This window comes from Desulfitibacter sp. BRH_c19, assembly GCA_001515945.1.
Classification (GTDB): Bacteria; Bacillota; DSM-16504; order Desulfitibacterales; family Desulfitibacteraceae; genus Desulfitibacter.
In genome coordinates, this window is sequence record LOER01000011.1 from 19,088 (window position 1) to 36,803 (window position 17,716).

Genomic DNA, 17,716 nt, shown 5'->3' on the forward strand with positions numbered 1-17,716 from the left:
AATACACAATCTTAGAGCTGCTAGCGCAAACCAAGATTTTTTAGGAAGCCTGGGAACTCATTGTTTTAGCACATTCGCTACAAACATTTTTCCCTTTGAAGTTAGTAATGTTTTCAGCATTGCCACAGAACACACAGGCTGGTTCATACTTTTTAAGGATGATTTTTTCGCTATCGACATAAATCTCTAAAGCGTCTTTTTCATCAATGCCTAGGGTTCTTCGAAGTTCAATTGGTATTACTACTCTCCCAAGTTCGTCTACCTTACGTACTATACCTGTAGATTTTAACATATTTTTTCCCCTCCTCTTTTTCAACAATCTTCGACATCTTATCTAAATGGTACCAATGATGGTATTAAAAGTCAATACATAATTTTACTTATTCCTACATTATTTTCATGTTTTTAGGGCACACTTGACAGGAAACCATATATTACCTATAATATGGTTGTCGTATGTGTGATTTTGTAGGTCTTTCACCTGCTTTAGGTGGGGCCTTTTCTTATATGTAACTAGTTTGCAAAAAGGTGGCACAGGAATGTCCCACAACTATAGATAGGAGGAATTATAAATGAGTAATAAAGAAAGGTTTTATGTAACGACTCCCATATACTATCCAAGTGACAGGTTACACATTGGCCACGCACTCACTACTACAATGGCCGATACCCTAGCCCGTTATAACAGACTTAAAGGTAAGGAAGTTTGGTTTCTGACAGGATCAGATGAGCATGGCCAGAAAATACAAAGAAAAGCTGAAGAAGTGGGCGTCACCCCTATTCAATATGTGGATAAGATTGTAGCGACTTTTCAACACTTGTGGGAACAGTTAGATATTCAGTATGATGATTTTATTAGAACTTCAGAAGATAGACATAAAGAGGTTGTACAGTACATATTTAAGAAGATATATGATAGTGGGGATATCTATAAATCAGAATATGAAGGTTGGTATTGTACTCCATGTGAAACCTTTTGGGGTAAGCGCCAGGTTGGTGACGAAAAACTTTGCCCAGATTGTTCAAGACCAGTAGAGTTGCTAAAAGAAGAAAGTTACTTTTTTAAGATGAGCAAGTATGCAGATAGACTTTTGGAATTTATAGAAAATAATCCTGACTTTATACAACCAGTTACCCGGCGGAATGAAATGGTTAATTTTATTAAACAGGGCCTAGAAGATTTATGCGTTTCTAGAACTACATTTAAATGGGGCATTCCTGTTCCCATTGATGATAAACACGTAATTTATGTATGGTTTGATGCTTTGACAAACTATATATCCGCTTTAGGCTACTCGACGGATGATGATGAGAAGTTTCAGAAGTTCTGGCCAAGTGCAGTACATCTTGTTGGCAAGGACATTGTAAGATTTCATACAATAATCTGGCCAATAATCCTTATGGCTGCAGACATACCACTACCTCAAAAGGTTTTTGGCCATGGATGGTTGCTTGTTGGTGGAGGAAAAATGTCAAAGTCAAAGGGCAATGTTGTAGATCCTCTTGTACTTGTAGATAAGTATGGTAGTGATGCAATTCGTTATTTCCTTCTAAGAGAAATGCCTTTTGGTTCTGATGGATACTATTCTGAAGAAATCTTAATTGAGAGAATTAATACTGACTTGGCAAATGATTTTGGTAATCTCTTGAGTAGAAGTACTGCAATGGTAAATAAATTCTGTAATGGTGAAGTTCCACTGTTAGGGGAACTTGAAGCAATAGATGAGGAATTAAAGAAGATGGCACTAGAGCTACCTGGAAAAGTGGATAAGCTCCTAGATACCCTCCAGTTTAATGCCGCTTTGGATGAAATCTGGAAGTTAGTTAATAGAGCCAATAAGTATATTGATGAAACAGCTCCTTGGGCTCTTGCTAAAAATGCTGATACCAGGGATAGGCTAAGTACAGTCCTTCATACTTTGGTAGAAGTAATTAGATTTGTTACTATTTTGACTAGCCCATTTATGCCGAAAACACCAGCTAAGGTTTGGGATCAATTAGGAATTACCCATAAAGAGAATATTCAAAATTGGGATAGCCTAACTAAATGGGGAGTTGTTCCTGCAGGGACAAAAATAAATAGAGGAGATCCTCTGTTCCCAAGGCTTGATAAGGAACAAATGCTTCTAGCAACTGAAGAAGTTGAAAATCCAGCTGCAAAAGAAGTAGAGGAAAAGAAAATTGAAATACTTTCTGAAATATCAATTGAAGACTTTATGAAAGTAGACTTAAGAATAGCAGAGGTTTTAGAAGCAGAAAAAGTAGAAAAGGCAGATAAACTACTAAAGCTCAAACTAAAAATGGGTTCAGAAGAAAGAACAGTTGTGGCTGGAATTGCAAAATACTATGAACCTGAAAAACTAGTGGGTAAAAAGGTTGCTTTTGTCGCAAATCTAAAGCCAGCTAAGCTGAGGGGTATTATGTCTCAGGGTATGATTTTAGCAGCCTCTGATGATGATAATTTGGCCCTTTTAACACCTGAAAAAGACTTGCCTAGTGGGGCAAAGATAAAATGATAGAGTTATTTGATTCCCATGCCCACTTAAACAATGAAAAATTTATAGATGATTTAGATGAGGTCATTTTAAGAGCAGCTACAAATCAAGTGTCTTTTATTCTTAATGTTGGTTGGGATATAGAATCTAGTAAGAAGGCAGTTGAGCTAGCAGAAAAATATCCTAATCAATACGCAGCAGTTGGAATACATCCCCATGATGCGGAAGACTACGGTGAAATGGAGGAAAGAATTCTCGAACACCTTGCTGCAAACAAAAAGGTTGTTGCAATAGGTGAGACTGGTCTTGATTATTATAGAAACCTTTCACCAAAGGAAGTACAAAGAGATGCATTTAAAAGGCAGATTGCTCTAGCCAAAAGAGTTAAAAAACCATTAATAATCCATGATAGGGATGCCCATCAAGAAGTTATGGAAATTCTAAAGGAAGAGAAAGCTTCTGAAGTAGGAATAGTATTACATTGTTTCTCTGGAAGTTCCCAGATGGCACTTGAGTGTATAAAAATGGGATGGTTTATATCTCTTGCAGGGCCTGTAACCTATCCAAATGCTGTCAAACCTGTCCAGGTAGCGGAAGTAGTACCCATTGACAAGTTATTCATAGAAACTGACTGCCCATATCTTGGTCCCCAATCAGTAAGGGGTAAAAGAAATGAACCAGCCAATGTAAAACATGTGGCAGAAAAAATTGCCCAGGTAAGAAAAAAAACCATAGAAGAAATAGCATATCATACGACTGAAAACGCAAAAAAGTTTTTTAAGATATCTTAAAAAGAAACGAAAAGCAAAGCAACCTATCATTAAGGTAGGTTGTTTTTTTTTGCCCTTAAAACCATACCTGACTAAAAATGGAAGACTATGGAAACAATAGGAAGGCAAATTAATTACCCCTATTAAAAATCAAGGAGGCAGGGGTTTTAGAGGTGAGAGATATGAAAGACTTAAAAGAAAGAATTGAAAGATTTATTAGTAAGGAAACAATTGTTACTACACTTGTTTTTGTGAGTTTAATACTGATGATTGCATTAGGTGCAGCCTTAGCGCCTAAAGAAGTAATTATATATCATCAAAATAATATGGAAAAAGTATATACTACATCCCAAACTGTTGGAGAAGTGATAAATGAAGTAGGAATAGATAAAACACAGGAAATATTTGTAGTGCCAAACTTAGATGCAAAAATTATAGCAGGAATGGAAGTTCATATATTTGAAACTGAAGTACTAAATGTCTATGTAGATCAAAAAGAAGAAAAAATTTCCATGCCAATTGTGAATATGGGGTATCTTCTGCAGAGACAAGGAATAGTCTTAGAAGAGAATGATAAACTTGAAAGCAATATTTTTGTGGATGAAGAGGTAAAGTACGTTAATGTTATTCGAGTTAAGACAGAAACCCTTGAAAGAGATGTAGAAATAGCTTTTAATACAGCGCTACAGCCTAATCATGAGCTATTTAGAGGAGAGAGAAACATAATAAGTCCTGGAGAAAAAGGATTAAAGAAGGAATTTGTACAAGTAACCTATGAAAACAATGTGCCAATAAAGGAAGAAGTTTTAAATGAAGAAATAATTAAGCAGCCTCAAAACCAAATAATGGAGTTTGGAACCAAAGAAAGGATCCAAAACGCATCAAGATATGGTGGACTAGCTGAAACTCAAAGAGTTGCAAAGGAAATGGTTGTTGAGTCAACAGCCTATACACATACGGGAAATACGACATATACTGGAATATGGCCTTATGAAGGTATTGTTGCAGTTGATCCTAAAGTCATTCCATTAGGTACTAAAATGTATGTGGAAGGTTACGGATATGCAACTGCCGCTGATACGGGTGGTCTGATTAAAGGAAATATAATAGATGTGTTTATGGATACCCATGACAAGGCAGTTACCTGGGGCAGGCGTGAGGTAAAAATTTACATTTTAGAGTGAACTCGTTCAGGCAAAGCTGAACATCGGGGAATCAGATGGAGACTCTACTCCACCTGATTTAGCCATATTGGGGACATTCCTGGTTCTAGTCACAGGTGTGTCCCCTTTCCTTTAGAGAAGATCCGGTCTTAACCCATATAAAATATTCTGGATAAAATTGGAATTGCCTAATTGATCAACTAAGGATAAAATATAGGTATGCAAGGTGGTGAAGCTATGAGCGGTTTGAAGGGCTGGAAGGGCAAAATTTATCTTAGCCTTGCTTTAATAGCTCTTGTAATAATACTGGGATTAACAATGGACTATAAAAATATAGTTTTAAAGGTTGATGGACAGGAGATCAGTTCTATCACTACCAAGAGGTCTGTTGGAGAATTTTTGGAACATAAAAGGATTGATTTAGGCACCCATGATTATATATCAGAAGACCTGGATACCCCTATTACTTCGGGGATGACCGTGGAAATTGTGAGAGCATTTCCTGTTAATGTTAAGGTGGACTCTACTAATATTACGATACATACAACACCAAAGACTGTAGCTAAGATATTAGCTGATGCAAGCATACAAATAGGCGAATTTGATGAGGTCTCGCCCCAACCTGATACTAAAATAACTGCGACGGAAAGCATAAAAATAACGCGTATTATTCAAAAAACTGAGACTGTTAATGAAATATTAGAATATGAAACAGAATATCAGGAAGATCCTAGTTTAGATAATGGAGTTACTAAGGTAGTTAAAGAAGGAAAAAAAGGCGAAATGGAGCTAATATATAAAGTAACTTTAGTTGATGGGGAAGAAACTGAGCGTATATTAACTGAGGAAAGATTACTTGCAGAACCCATAAATAGGTTGGTTGCCAAGGGGAGTAGAGATAGAGTAAATGTTGGGTCTGTATCACGTAGTTATAATACTTCAATCACAATGGTTGCTACTGCATATACCCATACTGGTAGCCCTACCTCTACAGGAGTTATGCCAAAAAGAGGTACAATAGCAGTTGATCCTAGTATAATACCATTGGGAAGGGAAGTCTTCGTTGAAGGGTATGGCTTGGCCATTGCCCAGGATATAGGAGGCTCCATTAAAGGAAATAGAATTGATGTATTTGTTGATACAAACGAGGAAGCACGTAAATGGGGAATAAAAACTGTTAAAGTATATTTATTAGATTAAGAGCTAAAAGAGTATCTGGTGATGACATCAGATACTCTTTTTAATAATCTTAGGAATATTTGTAGGGCAACAAAAAGTAGGTTATACTTATACTAAATTTGTATATACTTGTGAAATAGAAAAGAGGATGAAATGGAATTAATGAATGTGGGCAAACTTATGTATCTAATGGATAAGTACGATATAAAGCCCAAAAAGAGAATGGGACAGAATTTCTTAATAGATAATAATATAATACAAAAAATTATAAGAGAAGCTGACGTTAATGGAGCAAATGTAGTTGAAATAGGACCAGGCATAGGGTCCTTAACCGTTGGATTAGCTCAGGTTGCAAAAAAAGTTATAGCTATTGAATTAGATAAAAAGTTAATTCCTGCACTTGAAGAAACCGTTGGACAGTATCCTAATGTTGAGATTATTAATGAGGATGCCCTGTCAGTAGATTTTGATGCAATAATGAAAGAGCGGGGAATTGAAGAAGAGTACAGTATTGTGGCTAATCTGCCTTATTATATAACTACCCCTATAATTATGTATTTATTAGAAAGTGGATTTAAGGTTGATAAGCTAATATTTATGATACAAAAAGAAGTGGCTGCTAGGATGGTAGCAAAACCAGCAACAAAGGACTATGGAGCGCTGACTTTAGGCGTACAGTACCATACAGAAGTCTCTCAAGTAGCCAAAATTCCTCCAACGGTTTTCATCCCTAAGCCAAAAGTTGATTCTGCAGTAATAAAGCTTGTTAAGAGAACCAAACCTTTGGTAGATGTCAAGGATGAACGATTTTTATTTCAAATAATCAAGGCTGGCTTTGGTAAAAGACGAAAAACCCTACTTAACAGTTTGTCCAACTCTCCACTAGGGTTAACAAGAGAAGCTATTACAGAGGCATGTTTAATTAGTGACATTAGTCCTCAGAAAAGAATGGAAGAGTTATCTTTGCAAGAGATAGCTAATTTAGCTGTTCACCTTGCTTAAAAGAGGGTGGTTAAAATTAATTTTATCAGTCCAAGTAAAGGCCCCATGCCTCTTCAAGGTGTTCTGGAAGATATCCTTGATTTCATGGAGACAAAACCGGATGAAAAATTTAACCTCATAATAGGGACTGACTCCCATACTAAAACCTATGCTTGCTTTGTCACAGCGATTATTATTCACCAGGTAGGTAAAGGTGCCAGGTATTATTACCATAAGAAAAGGCAAAGAAAAATAGCAAGCCTTAGGCAAAAGCTTTTTTATGAAGCTGCAATTAGTTTAGAAACTGCCAGTAAGGTTGCTGATTTTCTAGCAAAGAGAGGCCAAGAGAAACTTAATGTAGAAATCCATCTTGATATGGGAAATCAAGGAGAGACACGTTCTTTAATTAAGGAGATTGTTGGCATGGTTTCGGGAAGTGGTTTTAATGCAAAAATAAAACCAGATTCATGTGGTGCTTCGACAGTAGCAGATAAACATACAAAATTTTGAGTGAAGTGATTGATTCCTCTTTCTATGGCAATAATATTTATAGACAGAAGACAGAAGACAGAATTGTATCCTGAATTCTATAGAACTGGCTCCTGCATCTTAGAAGGATGAGAGATGAGAACTATGCCAAAGAGAGAAATAAAAGAAGAATATAAACGAAGGAAAATGTTTGACCTTTTTATCCAGGCTTCAGAAAGAATACTGCATAATAAATATAAAGAAAAGGACCGGTAGCTCGGTCCTTTTCTTTAATGTATATCTTTTAGAATCCAAATACATGTTTTCCAAGTTGATGGGTTACAGTTCTTGACCATATCCACTTACTGGTTGCTGTTACGGGATTCCAGTAGTATAGGGCACCATTTGATGGATCCCAACCTTCTAGAGCATCATTAGCGGCATTGTAAGCAGCTTGGTTAGGTTGTAACCAAAATTGACCATCTGCTACAGCTGAAAAAGCCAAAGGTTCAAAAATGACACCTCTAACATTGTTGGGGAAATCCGAATGTTTTATTCGGTTGAGTACTACAGCAGCTACTGCAACCTGTCCTTCATAGGGTTCTCCCCTTGCTTCACTATATACAGTACGTGCTAAAAGAGTTACTTCTTCTCGGGAAAAACTATGCGCTGATCCACCACGTGATGCGGTAGTAGCTACCCGAGTTTTTGCTACACTATTACTGGGTATAGTTAGAGTTTGCCCAGGTTCAATATAACTACTTGTTAAACCGTTGTGGCTCATTAGTTGCTGCGATGAAATGCCATATTTTTTAGCTATTAAGTAGAAAGTGTCTCCTCTTACAACCGTGTAAGAATTATTTGCAGGAATGCTTAATACCTGTCCTGGAACAATTTCTGTTCCAGTTAAGCCATTTGCTGATTGAATTTGCTGAGGTGTTAAGCCGTATTTTTCCCCAATAAGAAATAGGCTGTCGCCTGGTTTAACTGTGTAATTAGCAGCTAAAATAGCCGTGCTGATGCTAAGAATAAGAAATAATCCCAACATCATAATCTTCATTGCCTTAAATGCTAAATTATTTGTAGTGAAGACTATCCCCTCCTTTGCATAAAAGTATAACCTAATTTTGTATGTGAAAGCATTAACAAATGAATGGTATACATAGAAACAATTACCACGGCAAATAACAAGATAATTAATCCTATTTGACACGAAAACCTAGTCATTAATCATAAAATATTAAAAGCATGACAAAATGGAGGGTATTAATGTGAGCCAAAGAATAAAAGTTAATGATTATGTGAAAAGAAAATCCTATGGTGGGGATATAAAATTTAAAGTTATATATTTATCGATGGAAGAGGGGAAAACAATCTGTTCTTTAAAGGGAATGAACGTTAGGTTATTGGCAGATTCCAAAATAGAGGATTTAGAATTATTGAAACCTGAAGAAATTTTAGAAGAAAGACATCAAAATATAGTTCTTAATCGGCAGGTATTAAAGAAAATAGATCAAGATAGAAGTAAAAGGGCCAATTTTGTGAGAAATAATGGAGTAATGCAATATTATTATGAAATTCCAGGGAAGGTTCTTCATCTTGATGGGGATGAGGATTATTTGCAAAAATGTATCAATGCTTATAATATGTTGGAGGTACCTGTGGTTGGGATGCATGTACCAGAAAAAGACTTACCTAAGAAGTCTATTGATTTAATTAAAACCTACTCACCAGATATTGTGGTTCTTACGGGGCACGATGCATTAAGGAAAAACATAAAAGACTATGACGAGGTAACTAATTATAAAACCTCTAAATATTTTGTTGAAGCCGTCAGGAAAATAAGATCAATTGAACCATCCAGAGATGCCCTTGTAATTATTGCAGGAGCTTGCCAGTCTTTCTATGAGGCTATTGTTGAAGCAGGAGCTAATTTTGCTACTTCGCCCAAGAGAATATTAGTTCATGCATTTGATCCAGTTTATATCGCAGAAAAAATTGCATATACATCTATTTATCAAAAAGTTGACATAGAAGAAGCCGTTGACAATACTATCACAGGAAAAGATGGAATTGGAGGAGTAGATACTTGGGGGCATTACAGGGTGGGTTTTCCAAAATCCAACTATTAACGACAAAATTATTAATTGACAGCTATCAAAATAATAAAGTATAATGTAGTTTATGCCTTGACACCTTCTATTAATTATAGTATTATATTGTAGTATAGGAAAGAAGGTGGTATTTTGGTGGCAAAAAAAGTACTAGCTGACATTAAACAAGATTTAGATGGATATGTTGGAAAGAGGATCCGCCTAAAGGCCAATCGTGGTAGAAGGAAAGTAATCGAAAGAGTTGGTATTTTAGAACAAACGTACCCCAATATTTTTGTAATTAAATTGGATGAAAAGAAATGCTTAGGACGAAGAGTTTCTTTTAGTTATAGTGATGTTTTAACAGAAACAGTAGAGCTATCGCTTTGTAGAGAAGACGGAGATAAGAAAATTGTTTGTGGAGAAAGATAATAAACGCCGGGTCTATTGACCCGGTTTTTTCGTACTATCAGAAAATATAAGTTGGGGAAACCAAATTACTGGTTTCTTTTTTGTATTTTGAGAGCAAATATGCCACTAGTTCATCAAGCAATTAAGTAATTTGTCAGTAAATTAAATTAAATTCAGAAAATTAAATATAATGTGATTTTAATAAATACCAAAAATGACTGAATATTACCAAGGTAATATTCAGATAATATAGAAAAGTATATTAAAAATACATTTAAAAAACACGAGGTATCTCAGTAGTAAAAAATAATATTTTTAACTTTTAAACAAACTATAAGGATTAAATAAAGGAGGGGTTGGAAAACTAAACAAGAAATGATTTTGCAAATTAAATTCTGTCAACATGTAGGTTAATGATATCAATAAAGTTTGATATCCAAATATTATAAAAAGGAGTGACTAATTGTGAAAAGCAATTACGTAAGAGCCAACTATCAGGTTAATCAAGCAGTAAATTTTAGTGTCTTAAGTAAAGATCAGTGTCAAGAAGTGTACTATGCAGCCTTGGAGTGCCTTGAAAGAACAGGGGCTGACTTTTATAGTGATGAAGCACTAGAAATTTACAAGAAAGCTGGTTGCTGGGTAGATGGTAATCGTGTTCGTTTTCCTTCGAGGGTTGTGGAAAAAGCAGTTCGGAGTGCACCATCAAGGATAACTATTTGCGATAGAGATGGTAATAGAAGCATGTATTTAGAGGGTAAGAGTACACATTGGGGCCCAGGACCAACAAACACATACACTTTAGATCCATTTACTGGGGAAAGAAGAAGGCCTAAAAAATCAGATGCTGCAAAAGCTGGGATAGTTTGTGATGCATTACCAAATATATCATATGCTATGGATAACGGGACAGTAATGGACGTTACCCCAACTTTGTCAGACGTTCACTCCTTTGATGCACTTGTTCGTAACACAACAAAGCCAATTATTCACTGGGGTTTTGGAATTGATCAGTATAATGACATTATTGAAATGGCATCAGCAGTAGCTGGCGGCCTAGATGAATTACAAAAAAGACCATTTATTATTCTATATTCAGAATCTAGTCCTCCATTAAGACATTCTGCAGAGGCGATTGATAAAGCTATATTTGCAGCTGAAAAGGACATCCCAGTTATTTATACTCCATGTACTTTTGCAGGTGGTGTTGCTCCAGCTACAATGGCAGGATCATTAGTAATTTCTGTTGCAGATAGTTTAGTTGGTTTAGTTGCGAACCAAGCAGTAAGAGAAGGATCAGGTTTTATAATGGGTGGTTTAATTTCTACCATGGATATGGCAAGCTCAATCCTTGCTTATGGAGCACCTGAATTAAGTTTGCTTTCTGCTGGTTTAACTGATGTAGCTAATTATATTGGATTACCAATGTTTAGTACTGGCGGTTGTACAGATTCTAAGTGTATAGATGCTCAGTGGGCTGCAGAAGCCGCTTTCTCAAATCTTATGGCTGGATTAAGTGGAGCTAATATTATTCATGATTGTAACTATATGGAATATGGAAACTGCGGTTCTCTAGAACTATTGGTAGCTAATGATGAGATAATTGGTATGGTTAAAAGAATAATGAAAGGTATTAAGGTTGACGATTACCACCTTGCAGTTGATATTGTAGATAAAGTTGGCCCTGGAGGACACTTCTTGGGTGAAGAGCATACAATTGAAAACTTTAGAAAAGAAACATGGTGGCCAACCCTAATCAGTCGCCTTCGTTATGATGAGTGGAAAATGCAAGGCGGATTGTCATTTGGTGACAGAGTGAAGCAAAAGACTCAAGATATTATTAACAACCATAAAACTGAACCTCTATCTAATGACGTTTGTGATAAAATTGATGCTATTATTGAAAAGGCTGAAGCAAGAGAAGCTGGAAAGTCCAAGAAAGCATAATAAAATAATTAATGAAAGGAGAGTTCAATATGAGAGCAAGGAGTAATTATGTAGCAAATGCTAGTACAATGTTAAATGTACTTTCACCAAGTCAGTGCGAAGAGGTGTTGTTAGCAGCTCAAGAAATCCTTATGAGAACTGGTGTAACCTTCCATGACGATGAAGCCATAGAGATTATGAAAAAGGCAGGTTGTCATGTTGATGGAATTAACGTGAAAATTCCATCATATATAGTTGATAAAGCTTTAAGAACTGTTCCTCATAGAGTAACTTTGTGTAACAGCCGTACTGGAAGTAGAGATGTACTTTTAGAGGGGAATAATGCATATTTTGGTACTGGTTCAGATACACCATACTATATTGATCCATTTACAGGAGAAAGAAAGAGGTCTTCTACTGAATCGGTAAGCTGGGCATGTAAGGTAATTGATGCGCTGCCTAACTTGGACTTTGTTATGTCCTTAGGAATAGTGCAGGATGTACCCCTTTTAATATCAGACAGACACCAATTTGAAGCACAAATATTAAATACTTCTAAGCCAATTGTTACAACAGCACATGACATTTACGGATTTGCTGATATAATAGAGATGTGTGAAATAGTTGTTGGTGGAGAAGAAGAGTTAAGAAAAAATCCTATTATGACTTTATATGCTGAGCCAATTTCACCATTACAGCATGCATGGGAAGCAGCTACCAAGCTGATACTTGCTGCTAAGAAGTCATTGCCTGTTGTTTATACTCCATGTGTTATGGCAGGTGGAACTGTTCCAGCAACTATGGCAGGAGTTTTGGCTAATGGTCTTGCCGAAAGTTTAAGTGGATTAGTACTACATCAAAACACAAAAGAAGGTTCCCCCTTTATTATGGGTGGGGTATTTACTATAATGGATATGAAGAGTACAATATTTGCATATGGTTCACCAGAATTTAATTTATTAATGTCAGCTTTGGCAGACATGGCTCACTATTTGAAACTACCTATGTTTGGAACCGCTGGATGTTCTGACAGTTGTATTCCTGATGGGCAAGCTGGAATTGAAGCTGCACTAAGTATTGCAATGACAGCTATGTCAGGACCAAACTTAAACCACGATGTTGGTTATGTTGAATATGGTTCAACTGCCAGTTTAGATTTACTTTGTATAGCCAATGATATAATTGGTATGGCTAGAAGAATGACTCGTGGTATTGAAATCAATGAAGAAACATTGGCAATTGATATTATTGACAAGGTAGGTCCTGGAGGTCACTTCTTATCAGAAGACCATACATTCCGTCACTTTAAGACAGAGAGCTGGTTCCCATCACTAATTAACCGTCAACGTTATGAAATGTGGGAAGCTTCTGGATCTAAAACGTTAACCCAGGTTGCAAATGAAAAGTCTAGAGATATAATTGAAAATTACGAGCCAGATCCCCTGCCAAAGGATGTTCAGAAAAAAATTAGAGCAATAGTTGAACGTGCAGAATCTAAATTAAATGCATAAATAACATCAATCAAGAAGCAAAATGTTCTCAAGATGCAAGTTTTACATGATGCAGGATGCAAGATTTTGAATATTGTTGGCTTCATACCAATTACTTCTGTTTCTTGCTTCTGCTTCTTGCATCTTGATGTTTGTCTCTTGATATTAGCTAAGGGGAGTGAGTAAAGTGGCGATAGCTCTAGGGATTGATACAGGGGGAACTTATACTGATGGAGTTATTGTAGAATTTTCTAAGCAAAAAGTTGTAAATAAGGCAAAGGCAAGAACAACAAGAGAAAATTTAACTATAGGAATAGGAAAATGTATAGAAAGGCTTACATTTGATAAGAACGAAATAAAAATGATAGCCTTATCTACGACTTTGGCAACAAATGCAATTGTAGAAGGTCGTGGGGGTAGAGTTGGTGTTATCCTAATTGGGCATGAACCTCTAGGTGAATTACCTGTATCCAATTTTGTCGTGGTTCCAGGAGGACATGATATCAAGGGTAAGGAAAAGGAACCATTCGATGAAGAAAAAGTAATATCGGCAATAAAATCATTATCTAAAGAGGTTGAAGCTATTGCTATCTCAGGGTATTTATGTGTTAGAAACCCAGAGCATGAATTACTTGCAGCTAGTTTAGTACGTAAGCATTGTGGTTTGCCAGTAGTGTGTGCACATCAGCTTACAACTACTTTAGGATTTCAGGAAAGAACAGTTACAGCTGCATTAAATGCGCGATTAATACCTATAATTACAGAATTAATTCATTCGGTTAAGGATGTGTTACAAAAACAAGGTGTAAACGCGCCCCTGATGATTGTTAAAGGTGACGGTAGTTTGATGAGTGAAGGTGTTGCCATAGAAAAACCTATAGAAACAATTCTATCAGGTCCTGCGGCTAGTATTGTTGGTGCAACTTTTTTAACTGATATTGAGGATGCAATTGTTTTTGATATGGGAGGAACTACCACGGATATAGCGCTTCTGGAAAATGGATCGCCCAAATTAAATTCGGAAGGTGCTACAGTTGGAGGTTGGCTAACAAGGGTTTTAGCAGCTGACATTAATACTTTCGGACTTGGTGGGGACAGTTATATACAGTTAAAGACGAAGGACCGGAAAATTATAATTGGACCAAGAAGAGTATGGCCACTAAGCTATGCTGCTGAAAGATTTCCATATTTAAAACAAGAGCTGTCCATGGTATTAAATGATAGAAGGGAATTATTATACAATCAGGTCACCGATTGCTTCATTTTTTTGAGAGAACCTAATAAAAATGTTAATCTATCACTTCCTGAGAAAGAACTGCTTAAGATTCTTAGAGGAGGGCCGCATAGTTTGCATTATCTCTCTAGAATAATGGAAAAGGATCCAAATTTTTTACCTGTACAAACCCTTGAAACTCAGGGAATAATTGCTCGTATTTCATTAACACCTACTGATATTCTTCATGTACTCGGGCATTTTAACCAATGGGATACAGAGGCTGCTAAATTAGGGGTACAAATGCTTGCTAATCAGATTAGTATAGATATAAATGAGATGGCACAGGAATTTATGAAAGCAATTATAAGAAATCTTACCATGACCATCTTACAGACGTTAGCTAAAACGGAAGGCTATAAACCGCTGGATGAAACAAAGGGTACAAATATTTTTTTAGATAAAATTCTTAATCAGGGGAAAAATGCTTTTCAATGTCAGGTTACCGTTCCAATACCTGTTGTTGCAATAGGAGCTCCGGTAAACTCCTATTTACCTGAAGTGTCAAAAATCTTAAACTGTCCACTTGTCATTCCAGAAAATGCTGAAGTTGCAAATGCTGTAGGTGCGGCCACAGGAAAAGTTATGGAAACCATTCATTGTTTAATAAAACCGGGTAGTGAAGGTGGCTTTATAGTTCACTTGCCTTGGCAAAGAAAAGGGTTTATTGATTTAGATGATGCATGCGAATATGGGATGGATGAAGCATTAAAATATGCAAAAATAAATGCTAAGAAAGCAGGAGCAGGGGAAATAGAGGTTTTTTCTGAAAGAAAGGACGTATATGGTAAAGTCGCTGCTAACTGGGCAGATGAGGTATACGTTGAAACTAAAATATTAGTAACTGCTGTTGGAAGACCCAACTGGGAAGAAAACAATGGTTAAACAAGACAAAAGCAAATGGTTAATAGTTGCCTGCAAAACTCTAGAGGATGAAATTAAGGCAGTTAATAAAGATAATATTGACTGCAAGATGATAGAATATGCATTACACAGAGTTCCAGATAAATTACGCGAGGAATTGAAAAAGACAGTAAAGGAAGATGCTAGGGGATACGATACTATTCTTTTTGGATACGGGTTATGCTCTAATGGAGCGGCTAATTTAGGCTCTCACGAGCATACGCTAGTTATTCCAAAGGTTCATGACTGTATAAGTATATTGCTTGGGTCAAGAAATATATATGACAAAGAATTTGCTGGCTTTCCAGCGACTTACTATTTAAGTAAAGGTTGGATTGATCAAAAAGCAGGACCTTTAGACAGTTATAGAGAATATATAGATAAATACGATGAAAGTACTGCAAAATGGCTTATTGATACAGAATATGCAAACTATAAAAGAATTGTATATGTTCATACAGTAGATTCGCCACCTGAATATGTGGAACATGCTAAGGAAGTAGCAGATTTTTTAGGGGTGGCTTTTGAGGAAAAGGAAGGTTCACTTAGACTTTTAGAAAAACTTGTTTCAGGAGAATGGGATAGGGAATTTATTGTCACTCCACCTGGGCAAATGGTTATGTCAAGGAGCTTTCTATAATACAAAAAAATTGAAAATCAGGCCTTTTGAGTAATAATAAAGTGAACTTCTAAAAGGTTCTGATTAAATAATATTTTAGTGAAAAACTTAAGGTATTGCATTAATATTTCATAGGGACCTCAAAGATTGTAACAGTATTACTTTTACTGATACTAGAAGACTTTTCTGTGTACAATTTATAGAAAATTCTTATAAGTATAATTTTAAAAATATTTCGTAAAAGGTATATTCTGATAATAATCATGGTCTAATAATGTGATTTATCAAGGGGGGTGTATAGTGGCCATTATTTATGAAAGGTGCTTGTTGTGATTCATGGTAATTATGGAAGCAAGGAAAAAAATGTGGAGGTGTACAAATGTTTAAGAAAATTGACAAGGAAATATTTGGGATTTCTATTGTAATTTCTGCTATCTTTGTTATTTGGACTATCTTAATGCCAGAGCAAGCTGGTGGCATATTTTCAACAGTAAACAGCTTTATTACTGATTATTTTGGTTGGTCTTATGCTCTTGGTATGACGCTATTCTTAGTATTCTGTTTATTTGTTGCATTTAGTAAATTCGGAAATATAAAATTAGGTAAGGATGAAGATAAGCCTGAATATAGTACAATGACATGGTTTTTCATGTTATTTAGTGCTAGTATGGGTATTGGACTTGTTTTTTGGAGTATTGCAGAACCAATGTCATTCCTTGGAACTCCTCCGTGGGGTGGAGCTGGTACAGCGGCTGGTGCAGAACAAGCAATGAGATATACATTTTTTCATTGGGGACTTCACCCATGGGGAGTATATGCACTTGTTGGTATGGCGCTAGCTTACTTTTCTTTCAGAAAAGATATGCCATTCTTAGTAAGTTCAACTTTTGCTCCTATTCTAGGTGAAAAAGGAACTAGAGGTGGACTTGGAAAAGCAATTGATATTCTTGCAGTTTTTGCTACTATTTTTGGTGTAGCTACATCTTTAGGTCTTGGTGCGATGCAGATCACAACTGGACTAAGTTTCGCCTATGGAACTCCTGATACTTTAGCAGTAACGATGGTTGTAATTGCTGTCATTACTGTATTGTTTACAGTATCTGTTGTTTCCGGTATTAATAAAGGAATTAAGTATTTGAGCTATGTAAATATGGCATTAGCCTTTACATTCATAGCGTTCTTCCTATTCATTGGTCCATTTAGATACATCATGGATACATTTGTTACAACTGTCGGGTATTATCTCTTTAATCTTCCATGGATGAGTCTTTTCGTGGATCCATATAACGTTGTAGCTGATAATGTTGGTTATGATTGGGTAGGCGGTTGGACTATCTTCTACTGGGCTTGGTGGATTGCTTGGTCACCATTTGTTGGTTCTTTTATTGCCCGTATTTCTAGAGGACGTACAGTTAGAGAACTAGTAATGGGTGTTTTAATTGCTCCAGTATTATTAAGCTTTATTTGGTTAAGTGCATTTGGTGGATCAGCAATGAATATTGAATTGTTTGGTATAGGAGGAATAGCTGATGCTGTTGCTGCCAACGTGTCTTCAGCTTTCTTCGTAACGCTAAGCCATTTTCCACTAGCTGGATTGACTACATTATTAGCAACATTAATGATCACAACTTTCTTTGTTACATCAGCTGACTCGGCCACTTTAGTTACTGCAATGTTAACTTCTGGTGGGGATCCTGAACCTGATGCTTCATTAAGAATTACATGGGGTGTAATTAAAGGGGCTACTGCAGCAGTTCTGTTGTTAGCAGGTGGACTGGGAGCATTGCAGACGGCATCCATTGTAGCTGCCTTTCCATTCATGATAGTCTTATGCTTTATGATGTATACCTTGTATAAGGCCTTTTCACAAGAAAGAGGAAGTTTAGTATTTGAAAGTGCAAAAGAGGCAAAAGCAGCAGCCGCTGAGCTTAAGGAAAGTAAATAA

15 protein-coding genes are annotated in these 17,716 nt (G+C 36.2%); 13 read left to right on the plus strand and 2 right to left on the minus strand.

Annotated features, from left to right (window positions below; genetic code table 11):
• Positions 1-40: 40 nt before the first annotated feature.
• Positions 41-292 (minus strand): AbrB family transcriptional regulator, encoded by a 252-nt coding sequence (locus APF76_14635; protein ID KUO52860.1) that lies wholly within the window; start codon positions 290-292, stop codon positions 41-43.
• 280 nt (positions 293-572) lie between these two features.
• Here APF76_14635 and APF76_14640 point away from each other — a divergent pair, with 280 nt between their 5' ends.
• From APF76_14640 to APF76_14665, 6 genes are all read left to right on the plus strand, one after another.
• Positions 573-2,516, plus strand: a complete 1,944-nt coding sequence (locus APF76_14640; GenBank protein ID KUO52861.1) for a methionine--tRNA ligase — start codon at positions 573-575, stop codon at positions 2,514-2,516.
• On the plus strand, positions 2,513-3,286 hold the full coding sequence (locus tag APF76_14645) for a hydrolase TatD (GenBank protein ID KUO52862.1): 774 nt from the start codon (positions 2,513-2,515) through the stop codon (positions 3,284-3,286). Before APF76_14640 ends, APF76_14645 begins: the two co-directional genes overlap by 4 nt.
• Positions 3,287-3,438: 152 nt before the next feature.
• On the plus strand, positions 3,439-4,449 hold the full coding sequence (locus APF76_14650; protein KUO52863.1) for a hypothetical protein: 1,011 nt from the start codon (positions 3,439-3,441) through the stop codon (positions 4,447-4,449).
• A gap of 216 nt (positions 4,450-4,665) precedes the next feature.
• Positions 4,666-5,628 (plus strand): hypothetical protein, encoded by a 963-nt coding sequence (locus APF76_14655; protein ID KUO52864.1) that lies wholly within the window; start codon positions 4,666-4,668, stop codon positions 5,626-5,628.
• Between the two features lie 132 nt (positions 5,629-5,760).
• Positions 5,761-6,609 carry a hypothetical protein gene (locus APF76_14660; protein KUO52865.1) on the plus strand — a complete coding sequence of 283 codons (849 nt, stop codon included), beginning with the start codon at positions 5,761-5,763 and terminating at the stop codon, positions 6,607-6,609.
• 15 nt (positions 6,610-6,624) lie between these two features.
• Positions 6,625-7,098 carry a hypothetical protein gene (locus APF76_14665; protein KUO52903.1) on the plus strand — a complete coding sequence of 158 codons (474 nt, stop codon included), beginning with the start codon at positions 6,625-6,627 and terminating at the stop codon, positions 7,096-7,098.
• A gap of 262 nt (positions 7,099-7,360) precedes the next feature.
• Here the strand turns inward: APF76_14665 and APF76_14670 are convergent, their stop codons facing one another.
• On the minus strand, positions 7,361-8,116 hold the full coding sequence (locus APF76_14670; protein KUO52866.1) for a hypothetical protein: 756 nt from the start codon (positions 8,114-8,116) through the stop codon (positions 7,361-7,363).
• A 196-nt stretch (positions 8,117-8,312) separates the two neighbouring features.
• On the opposite strand from APF76_14670, the gene APF76_14675 reads away from it, so the two are divergent.
• From APF76_14675 to APF76_14705, 7 genes are all read left to right on the plus strand, one after another.
• Entirely contained in the window at positions 8,313-9,188 is an 876-nt protein-coding gene (locus APF76_14675) for a hypothetical protein (protein ID KUO52867.1), read from the plus strand.
• Between the two features lie 117 nt (positions 9,189-9,305).
• Complete coding sequence (locus APF76_14680) at positions 9,306-9,581, plus strand: Veg protein (GenBank protein ID KUO52868.1); 276 nt, start codon at positions 9,306-9,308, stop codon at positions 9,579-9,581.
• A 441-nt stretch (positions 9,582-10,022) separates the two neighbouring features.
• Entirely contained in the window at positions 10,023-11,507 is a 1,485-nt protein-coding gene (locus APF76_14685) for a trimethylamine methyltransferase (GenBank protein ID KUO52869.1), read from the plus strand.
• Positions 11,508-11,536: 29 nt separating this feature from the next.
• Positions 11,537-12,997, plus strand: a complete 1,461-nt coding sequence (locus APF76_14690; protein ID KUO52870.1) for a trimethylamine methyltransferase — start codon at positions 11,537-11,539, stop codon at positions 12,995-12,997.
• Positions 12,998-13,163: 166 nt separating this feature from the next.
• Complete coding sequence (locus APF76_14695; GenBank protein KUO52871.1) at positions 13,164-15,134, plus strand: hypothetical protein; 1,971 nt, start codon at positions 13,164-13,166, stop codon at positions 15,132-15,134.
• A complete protein-coding gene (locus APF76_14700) occupies positions 15,127-15,792 on the plus strand; it encodes a hypothetical protein (GenBank protein ID KUO52872.1) in 666 nt (221 codons plus the stop codon). The genes APF76_14695 and APF76_14700 overlap by 8 nt, the downstream gene beginning before the upstream one ends.
• A 358-nt stretch (positions 15,793-16,150) precedes the next feature.
• Entirely contained in the window at positions 16,151-17,716 is a 1,566-nt protein-coding gene (locus APF76_14705; GenBank protein KUO52873.1) for a glycine/betaine ABC transporter permease, read from the plus strand.